Origin of the sequence: Flavobacterium sp., from assembly GCF_044376915.1 — a bacterium.
Taxonomy (GTDB): domain Bacteria; phylum Bacteroidota; class Bacteroidia; order Flavobacteriales; family Flavobacteriaceae; genus Flavobacterium.
The window spans coordinates 1-3,099 of the sequence record NZ_JBILKB010000134.1 but is presented as its reverse complement, the minus strand read 5'-3'; the positions used below and the strand labels follow the sequence as shown (position 1 = coordinate 3,099).

At 36.6% G+C, this 3,099-nt stretch carries 4 protein-coding genes; all 4 read left to right on the top strand.

What is annotated here, in order from left to right; translation table 11 throughout:
* Window positions 1-1,000: 2Fe-2S iron-sulfur cluster-binding protein (locus tag ACIQ6Z_RS09730; protein WP_396210683.1), on the top strand; the 1,000-nt coding region annotated here is incomplete at its 5' end.
* The gene (nuoH, locus tag ACIQ6Z_RS09725; RefSeq protein ID WP_396210682.1) at window positions 1,000-2,031 is read left to right on the top strand and encodes an NADH-quinone oxidoreductase subunit NuoH; all 1,032 of its coding nucleotides are present in this window, start codon (window positions 1,000-1,002) and stop codon (window positions 2,029-2,031) included. The genes ACIQ6Z_RS09730 and nuoH, both read left to right, overlap by 1 nt.
* An 8-nt stretch (window positions 2,032-2,039) precedes the next feature.
* A complete protein-coding gene (locus ACIQ6Z_RS09720) occupies window positions 2,040-2,591 on the top strand; it encodes a NuoI/complex I 23 kDa subunit family protein (RefSeq protein WP_396210681.1) in 552 nt (183 codons plus the stop codon).
* On the top strand, window positions 2,592-3,099 hold a 508-nt coding region (locus tag ACIQ6Z_RS09715; protein WP_396210680.1), incomplete at its 3' end, for an NADH-quinone oxidoreductase subunit J.

Here is a 3,099-nt window from a genome sequence, read left to right as displayed (position 1 = left end):
AACAACCATCCTGCAAGCTGCTCGTATGATTGGAGGAGAAAGTGTTCCGCCAGCCATGTGTTATTATTCAAAACTAAAAGGGAGTGGCGGTAAATGTCGTTGTTGTTTAGTTGAAGTATCAAAAGGGAGCGAAGCTGATCCAAGACCAATGCCGAAACTAGTAGCCTCTTGTGTTACGGGTTGTATGGACGGAATGGAAGTGAATAGCAAAAACTCCGATAGAGTTACAGAAGCTAGAAAATCGGTTACCGAATTTTTATTGATCAATCACCCGTTAGATTGTCCTGTTTGTGATCAAGCTGGCGAATGTGATTTGCAAAATTTAAGCTTTGAACACGGAAAATCACAAACCCGTTACATCGAAGAAAAAAGAACTTTTGAACCTGAAGATATTGGTCCGAACATTCAATTACACATGAACCGTTGTATTTTATGCCAACGTTGTGTACAAGTAGCCGATCAATTGACCGAAAATCGCGTTCATGGAGTTATGGATCGTGGAGATCATGCTAATATTTCTACCTGTATTTCAAAAGCGATCGACAATGAATTTTCAGGAAATATGATTGATGTTTGTCCAGTAGGAGCCTTAACCGATAAAACCTTCCGTTTCAAATCGAGAGTATGGTTCAATAAGCCCTATAATGCGCACAGAGAATGTACTAGCTGTTGTGGTAAAACAACCGTTTGGATGTTTGGTAACGAAATTCAAAGAGTTACTGGTCGTAAAGACGAGTACCATGAAGTAGAAGAATTTATTTGTAACAGTTGTCGTTTTGACCATAAAAACGTGGAAGATTGGGTAATTGAAGGTCCGAGAAAATTTGAAAAAGATTCGGTGATCAATCAAAACAACTACACCCGTGATATGGAAAAAGTAGTGATTGAAACAGAGGAACATATTTTAAAAGGCAGAACTATTGATCGAAAAAAAATCAGTATGTCCGACATCGATTACACTGAAAAAATTGATGGTAACTTAATTAGTGATAAAAAATAATGGATAGTGCTTTTATCATAGAAAAAAGCGTTGTAATTGTAACCGTTTTTGCAATTACAATGATTATGGCAATGTATTCAACCTATGCAGAACGCAAAGTAGCCGCCTTTTTACAAGATCGTATTGGTCCAAATCGTGCCGGAAAATTTGGTTTATTACAACCTCTTGCCGACGGATTAAAGTTGTTTTCAAAAGAAGAATTTTTCCCAAATACTCCCAACCGATTTTTATTCATCGTAGGCCCGGCTATTGCCATGAGTACGGCATTAATGACCAGCGCAGTAATTCCTTGGGGCGATCGTTTGCATATCTTTGGTAGAGATGTTATTTTACAAGCTACCGATATTGACGTTTCCTTACTTTATATTTTTGGAGTAGTTTCTGTTGGTGTATACGGAATTATGATTGGGGGATGGGCTTCAAATAACAAGTTCTCGTTGATGGGAGCCGTTCGTGCAGCTTCTCAAATGGTTTCGTATGAAATTGCCATGGGATTATCAATGATTGCCTTATTGATGATGACCGGAACTTTGAGTTTAAAAGAAATTTCGTTGCAACAAAGCGGAATGGATTGGAATGTATTTTACCAACCGGTTTCGTTTTTAATCTTTTTAATTTGTGCTTTTGCCGAATTAAACCGAACGCCTTTTGACCTTGCCGAATGTGAAAGTGAATTGATTGGAGGGTATCATACCGAATATTCTTCCATGAAAATGGGCTTTTATTTATTTGCTGAATATGCAAATATGTTCATATCATCTGCCATTTTATCGGTATTGTTTTTTGGAGGATACAATTATCCAGGCATGCAATGGATGGTTGATAATGTAGGGGTTAATGTGGCAAATATCTTAGGAATATTTGCCTTATTTATCAAAATATGTGGGTTCATCTTTTTCATCATGTGGGTGCGATGGACAATCCCTCGTTTTAGATACGATCAATTAATGAACTTAGGTTGGAGAATCTTAATTCCGCTTTCGATAGTAAATATTATCATCACTGGAATTTGCATTTTAGCTTTTAAATAAAAGATAGTATGTCAACAGCAATACAAAACATATCCCTATCGGGAAGAAAAAAAGAAGTCTCTCACAAAGAAATGACTTTTTGGGAACGCTTATACTTAGTAGCCATTGTAAAAGGTTTGATCATTACCATCAAACACTTGTTTCGTAAAAAAGTAACCGTACAATATCCTGAACAAGTAAGAGAGTTTAGTCCGGTGTATAGAGGACAACACATGTTAAAACGCGACGAACAAGGTAGAGAAAACTGTACGGCTTGTGGCTTGTGTGCATTATCTTGTCCTGCAGAAGCGATTACGATGAAAGCTGCCGAGCGTAAAAAAGGGGAAGAACACTTGTACCGTGAAGAAAAATATGCAGAAATTTACGAAATCAACATGTTGCGTTGTATTTTTTGTGGTTTATGCGAAGAAGCTTGTCCAAAAGACGCTGTCTATTTAACACTTTCAAAAGAGTTAGTGCCTGCTAGTTATGATCGTGAAGACTTCATTTTTGGAAAAGATAAATTAGTAATGCCTTTAGAAATGGCAATGAAAAATGCTCAACTTAACAACGCAAACTAAATGTCAACTATAGTAATCATATTTTATTTTTTAGCGGCTATTACTTTGGCCACCGCGTTTTTGACTATTTACAGCAGAAACCCAATCCACAGTGCAATCTATTTGGTGTTGTGCTTTTTTTCAATTGCAGGTCACTACTTATTATTTAACGCACAATTTCTAGCCCTGGTTCATATTATTGTGTACTCGGGAGCCATTATGGTTTTGTTTTTATTCACCATCATGTTGATGAATTTAAACAAAGAAGACGAAGTGCACAAACCTCGTATTACTAGAATCGGTGCCTTGGTGGTTTTTCTTATCATGAGTATTGTTTTCATTACGATTTTTATCAATTCGAAAACCATCATGACGGGTTATGACACCAGCGGTGAAGATTTTCAGTCCATCAAAGTATTAGGAAAAGTATTGTTAAACGAATACATGTTCCCGTTTGAATTCATCTCTATTTTGTTATTAGTTGCTATGATAGGAACGGTATTATTGACTAAAAAAGAAAAAAACAATG